General features: G+C 63.9%; 5 protein-coding genes. 3 read left to right on the forward strand and 2 right to left on the reverse strand.

What is annotated here, in order from left to right:
- The 3 genes from EBE87_RS27415 to EBE87_RS27425 form a co-directional block, all read left to right on the forward strand.
- Positions 1-582 (forward strand): NYN domain-containing protein (locus tag EBE87_RS27415; protein WP_147465062.1); only part of this gene is annotated, 582 nt, incomplete at its 5' end.
- Positions 583-841: 259 nt separating this feature from the next.
- On the forward strand, positions 842-2,413 hold the full coding sequence (locus EBE87_RS27420; protein ID WP_122140289.1) for an ABC transporter substrate-binding protein: 1,572 nt from the start codon (positions 842-844) through the stop codon (positions 2,411-2,413).
- Positions 2,414-2,803: 390 nt separating this feature from the next.
- Positions 2,804-3,631, forward strand: a complete 828-nt coding sequence (locus EBE87_RS27425; RefSeq protein ID WP_122140290.1) for an HNH endonuclease — start codon at positions 2,804-2,806, stop codon at positions 3,629-3,631.
- A gap of 233 nt (positions 3,632-3,864) precedes the next feature.
- On the opposite strand, the gene arsH is transcribed toward EBE87_RS27425, so the two are convergent.
- Positions 3,865-4,602 carry an arsenical resistance protein ArsH gene (gene arsH / locus EBE87_RS27430; protein WP_122140291.1) on the reverse strand — a complete coding sequence of 246 codons (738 nt, stop codon included), beginning with the start codon at positions 4,600-4,602 and terminating at the stop codon, positions 3,865-3,867.
- A 53-nt stretch (positions 4,603-4,655) separates the two neighbouring features.
- The coding region (gene arsB / locus EBE87_RS27435; protein WP_122140292.1) for an arsenical efflux pump membrane protein ArsB at positions 4,656-5,685 on the reverse strand (1,030 nt) is incomplete at its 5' end.

Genomic DNA, 5,685 nt, shown 5'->3' on the forward strand with positions numbered 1-5,685 from the left:
CTCGCCGGAGCGGGCGCCGCAAACCAGCCCGGCAAAGGCATCACCGTGCACTTGGCCTATATCGACTGCAGCAACCTGTTCATTGAGGCGCAGAAGGTCAGCGCGGTGGCGCGGGGCTGGGCCCGCAGCCTGGCCGAGGTCAACCAGCAGAGCAGTCCCGACTTCAGTTACCGCCTCGACTTCCACCGCCTGATGGCGCTGCTGCGGGAGGTCGAAGATCCGGTGCAGGCCGCAGTCTTCGGCTCGGTCACTGACGGCAATGAAGGGCTGTGGCCGCATGCCGAGGCGGCCGGCTTTGAGGTGCGGGTGGTGGAGCGCGCTGCCAACGGCCGCGAGAAGCGGGTCGACACCGGCGTGGTTACCCGCATCTGCCGCGATGCCTACCTGCTGGGCCAGCCGGGCAGGGACCACATCACCCTGGTGGCTGGCGATGGTGACTACGAACCGATGGTGCGGCAGCTGGTGGCGGACGGCTTCGAGGTGAGGCTGCTCTACTGGTCCCATGCCAGCCGCGAGCTGCAGGCGGTGGCCAGTCGCTTCTACCCGCTCGATGCCTATCTGGAGGAGCTAGCACTGCGCTGAGAAGCGGCTACCGCCAGACCGGCCATGAACTTGTCCCCAGATCGCGGGGACGAAGCTGTGGATCACCGGGTGGACAGGCTGTGCAGGGCAGGGGAGGGTCGTCCTCGAGCGTCCGCTTGATGGACCCGGCGCCCGGGCTGGTTCACCTGGTTTGGACCAAGCGTGTCTTGACGCCTGCTATCATGGCCTTGGCCGTGCGATGGTTGAGCCGCTTGGCCAGGCGGACGGTCTGATCTGACTGTGGGAAGGGAACAAGACGATGGGTTCGAACTGGCGTATCACCGCAGCGGTGCTGTTCTTCGGCGCGGCTGCGTCTGCCGCGCAGGCGGCCGATCTCAGGATCGGCGTCAGCGCCTTCCCGCTCTCGGTTGATCCCCACTTCTACAATGGCATCGGCGACCGCAACCTCGCCCTGCACCTCTTCAACCGGCTGGTCGAACAAAAGGGCGACATGTCCCTGGCCCCTGGCCTCGCCACCGAGTGGAAGCTGGTGAGCGACACCGCCTGGGATTTTACCCTGCGAGAGGGCGTGACCTGGTCCGACGGCCGGCCGCTGACACCGGAAGACGTGGTCTTCTCCCTCACGCGGTCCGCCAACATCCCCAACAGCCCGCTGGGCTATGCGCCGTTCACCCGCGACATCGCCAGCATCGAGGCGGCAGGGCCGCGAACGGTCCGCATCACCACCAAACAACCCTCTCCAATCCTGCCGACGAACCTGAGCGCTCTCTCCATCGTCGCGAAGCACGCGGTGGAGGGGAAGGATAGCGGCGACTTCGACAACGCCGCCGTCGCTGCCGGCACCGGCCCGTTCCGCCTGGTCTCCTTTGCCCGCAACGACCGTGCGGTGATGGAGCGCAATCCCGCCTACTGGGGCGAGAAGCCGGAATGGGAGCGGGTGGAGATGCGCTTCATCGCCAATGAGGGTACGCGCAGTGCCGCCCTCCTGGCCGGCGATGTGGACATGATCGACGCGCCCAGCCGCAATGACCTGCCGCGCCTGCGCCGGGACGAACGCTTCCGCGTGGTCTCCGCACCCGGCAACCGCTCCATCATGTTGCTGCCCAATGTCATCACGGAAGGCGGCTCCGCGGAGGCCGCTGACAACGAAGGGCAGCCTCTCGCGCGGAACCCGTTGAAGGACCTGCGGGTGCGGCAGGCCTTGTCGCTCGGCATTGATCGCAAAAGCCTCGCCGAACGCGTGCTGGAAGGGACTGCCCAAGCCGCGGGACAGTTCATGTGGCCAGGGGCCTATTCCTATACGCCCGAGATCGGCATTCCGGCCTTTGATCAGGCGCGCGCCAAGGCGCTCCTTGCGGAGGCAGGGTTTCCCAATGGCTTCCGCCTGACGCTCAGCGCCTTCGCGGACCGGCCGGATTTCCGCACCGTGGCGCAGGCCATTGCGCAGATGTGGACCCGCATCGGCGTCCGGACAGAGGTCAATGCCGTGCCGGCTTCGGTGTATCTCGGGCGTGGCGCCAAGCACGAGTACCTGATGCCGTTCTTCAGCTGGGGCGTTAGCACGGGCGAGGCCGGCTATGTGCTGAACAACCTCTTCATCACCATGGACAGCAAGACCGGTGCAGGGCCCGCGAACTGGGGCGGCTACTCCAATCCGCAACTGGACGCGCTGATCACCCGGGCGCAGTCCACCATGGATGATGCGGCCCGCGAGGCCCTGCTGATCCAGGGTCAGAAGATCGTGGCCGAGGATGTTGCGGCCATCCCGTTGTACCAGCTCGTCAACTTCTGGGCGACGCGGCGTGGGGTGACCTATGAGGCGCGGCAGGACCAGCGGACGGTCGCCACCAGCGCACAGAGCGCGCGCTGACGTCCAGCATGCCGTCAGCTTGATCCTGATCGAAAACGCTGAGCTGCAACTTCGACAGACGAGCTGACGGCGGCTACGCGCCCTTCTCAGACACCCAGGCGGCGAATCAGGTTTCCGCAAAGCGGACATGCGCCTCCGGCCACGAATGGACCGGATCGTACGGCCTTCTCGTAGCGAATGGAGACGGCGCGCCATCCTTCAGCCATGCCCAGAGCCGCTCAACCGCTTGCAGTTGTTGTCGATCCAAGCCGTGCAGGCAGCCGGGTTGACGGCAATGCCTTCAACCCGGCTGCTGCGGTGGGATGGTAGGCCGATCTTCGATGCTCCAGATATGCTGGCGCAAGCCAATGTTCCGGTGCACTTTGAAGCAGGATGAAAATGTAGGTTTGGATGCCTGAATTGATCGTAATGACCAGATCGGAAGTTCAGAATTTCCTGGAAGAGAACTTTACGCTTACACGACCGTCGACACACGCCCGAACGTACCGCTCGAAGAATGGCACGTTTATCGGCGTTAAAGGAAAGAACGAAGCATCACCCCTTCTTCTCTTTCCTGATTGGCAAGAACGCCTTCTAGAAAATCCGATTCCTGGGATCACTCCTAAAGGGATTTACAACAACCACAATCTTATAGACTTCCCTAAACCTGAACCGTTGAGAAAACGAGGTCAGCGGATTGCAGCCCACTTTGAAGTGTCTGACATTTATGCGCTAAGGAATCTGCTTGTCCGGATCGGTGCTCTTGATGCATCGGAGGACTATTCCTTGATCGCGTCATCAGCCGATGAAGAGATAGATAGGGTCAGCGGACAACTTGCTGAGTTGCCTGAGACAGAGCGCCAAGCGCTAATCCAGGCACGTCGCGGTCAAGGCGTCTTCCGGGAACGCTTAATGGCAGCATGGAAGAATGAATGCGCTGTAACTGGCGCTCCAATTCTAGAGTTACTCCGAGCATCTCATATCAAACCCTGGGTGTGCAGCGACAATGATGAGCGTCTAGATCCTGAAAATGGCCTTCTTCTTGTGGCCACTTTGGACGCCGCCTTTGATCGAAAGCTCATAAGCTTCGATGATGCCGGAGGCATTGTCTTCTCGCCGCGATTGCGGAACGGACTATGGAGATGGTTAGGAGTGACAGAGGACGCACGACTTCGAAGAGCACCATCGGAAGCACAGCAGGCATTCCTCAGGTACCATCGCGACAAGCTTTTGACCTGATCACTTAGCTGCCAGACCATAGCTGAAGCTGTAGGAATGCGCGGCTGCCGTACGGTAGCAGCCATCTGCACACCTAATATCGCGGTCGGCTTCGGAGCGGGTCCAGCGCAAGGGCCTGAAGCCAGATGTCCGCTACCGCCCAACCAAGCCCCGAAACCTGCCTTTCCGGTGTCGGCCAGACTATGCCCACGAGTGCCGCCATCCAGCTCGATGGTACGCGGCGCTGCTGACCTCTACTCGACAGCGCCGGACAACTTGGCCAGGTCAGCCTTGGCCTGCTTCTCCGCCCGCTCCTTCCGCTCGCTGTAGCGGTCGGTCAGGTGGCTGGAGATGTCGCGCGTTAGTAGCGTGAACTTCACCAGTTCCTCCATGACGTCGACGACGCGGTCATAGAGAGGACCGGGCAGCATCCGGCCGTCCTCGTCGAACTGCTCGTACGCCTTCGGCACCGAGGACTGGTTGGGGATGGTGATCATCCGCATCCAGCGGCCGAGCAGGCGCAGCGTGTTGACGCTGTTGAAGCTCTGGCTGCCGCCCGACACCTGCATCACCGCCAGCGTGCGCCCCTGGGTCGGCCGGATGCCCTTGCTCTCTAGCGGCAGCCAGTCGATCTGGTTCTTCAGGATGCCCGTGACGGCGCCGTGCCGCTCCGGGCTGCACCAGACCTGGCCCTCGGACCACAAGGACAGTTCCCGCAGCTCCACCACCTTGGGATGGTCGGCAGGCACGCTGTCGACCACCGGCAGGTCGCGGGGGTCGAAGACCCGCGTCTCGGCGCCGAGGCGGCGGAGGATGCGCTCAGCCTCCAGCGTCAGGAAGCGGCTGTAGGACCGCTCCCGCAGCGAGCCATAGAGCAGCAGGATGCGCGGCGGGTGCGTGCTGACGCCGGAGATACCGAGCTTGGCGGGGTTCGGCATCTGCAGGTGTTCGTCGGCCACGTTAGGCAGCGAGAGGTCGAGGTCGGACGGCATCAGGGTCTCCCCGTCGTCGGTAAGCATTGGATGGCGCGGGCGGTCAGCGTTGCTCACGGCGTGCCCACCACCGGCAGCCAAAGCACCAAGGCGGCCAGCACCACCAGGAGGACCGGCGGCGTGATGACCACGCCGACCTTCATGTACTGCCCCCAGGTGATCGTGGTGCCCTTGCTGGCCAGCACATGCAGCCAGAGCAGGGTCGCCAGGCTGCCGATGGGTGTGAACTTCGGCCCGAGGTCGCAGCCGATGACGTTGGCGTAGATCATCGCCTCTCGGATGGCAGGCGGGATGCCTTGCGCCTGCTCGATGGCCAAAGCGCCTACCAGCACGCCCGGCATGTTGTTCATCACCGAGGACAGCAGCGCCGCGCCGAAGCCGGTGCCGATGGTGGCGACCCACAGGCCATGTCCTGCCAGCCAGACCAGTGCCTGCGCCAGGTAGTCCGTCAGCCCGGCATTCCGAAGGCCGTAGACCACGAGATACATGCCGAGGGAGAAGATAACGATCTGCCAGGGCGCGCCTGCCAGCACCTTGCGGACGGCCACCACGCTACCGCGGCCGCCCCGATGCCAGCGCCCCGCCAGCGCCAGCAGGACCAGGGCGGCTGCGCCCGTCACGACAGCAACCGGAACACCCAAAGGCGCTAGGACGAAGTAGGCTAGCAGCAGCACGGCGAGCAACGGGAAGGCGGCTCGGAAGATGAGGTGGTCGCGGATGGCGGCGCCGGGCTGCTCAAGCTGGCCCATCGCGTAGGTGGCAGGTACTTGGCGCCCGAAATAGACCCAGAGCACGGCCAGCGTCGCCGCCAGCGCCACCAGGTTCACGGGCACCATCACGGCAGCATAGTGGTCGAAGCCGATGTTGAAGTAGTTGGCCGAGACGATGTTGACGAGGTTCGAGATCACCAGCGGCAGGCTGGTGGTGTCCGCCACGAAGCCGCAGGCGACGATGAAAGCCAGGGTGGCGCCCGCGGAGAAGTTCAGGCGCAGCAGGATGGCCATGACGATGGGCGTCAGCAGCAGCGCCGCGCCGTCATTGGCGAAGAAGGCGGCGATGAGCGCGCCAAGCACCACGACGAGC

This window comes from Teichococcus wenyumeiae, assembly GCF_003696345.1.
In the GTDB taxonomy this organism is placed as follows: Bacteria; Pseudomonadota; Alphaproteobacteria; order Acetobacterales; family Acetobacteraceae; genus Pseudoroseomonas; species Pseudoroseomonas wenyumeiae.

Coding starts and splice junctions, on each gene's coding strand:
- EBE87_RS27420 (WP_122140289.1), top strand. CDS start 842: ATGGGTTCGAACTGGCGTATCACCGCAGCGGTGCTGTTCTTCGGCGCG.
- EBE87_RS27425 (WP_122140290.1), top strand. CDS start 2,804: ATGCCTGAATTGATCGTAATGACCAGATCGGAAGTTCAGAATTTCCTG.
- arsH (WP_122140291.1), bottom strand. CDS start 4,602: ATGCCGTCCGACCTCGACCTCTCGCTGCCTAACGTGGCCGACGAACAC.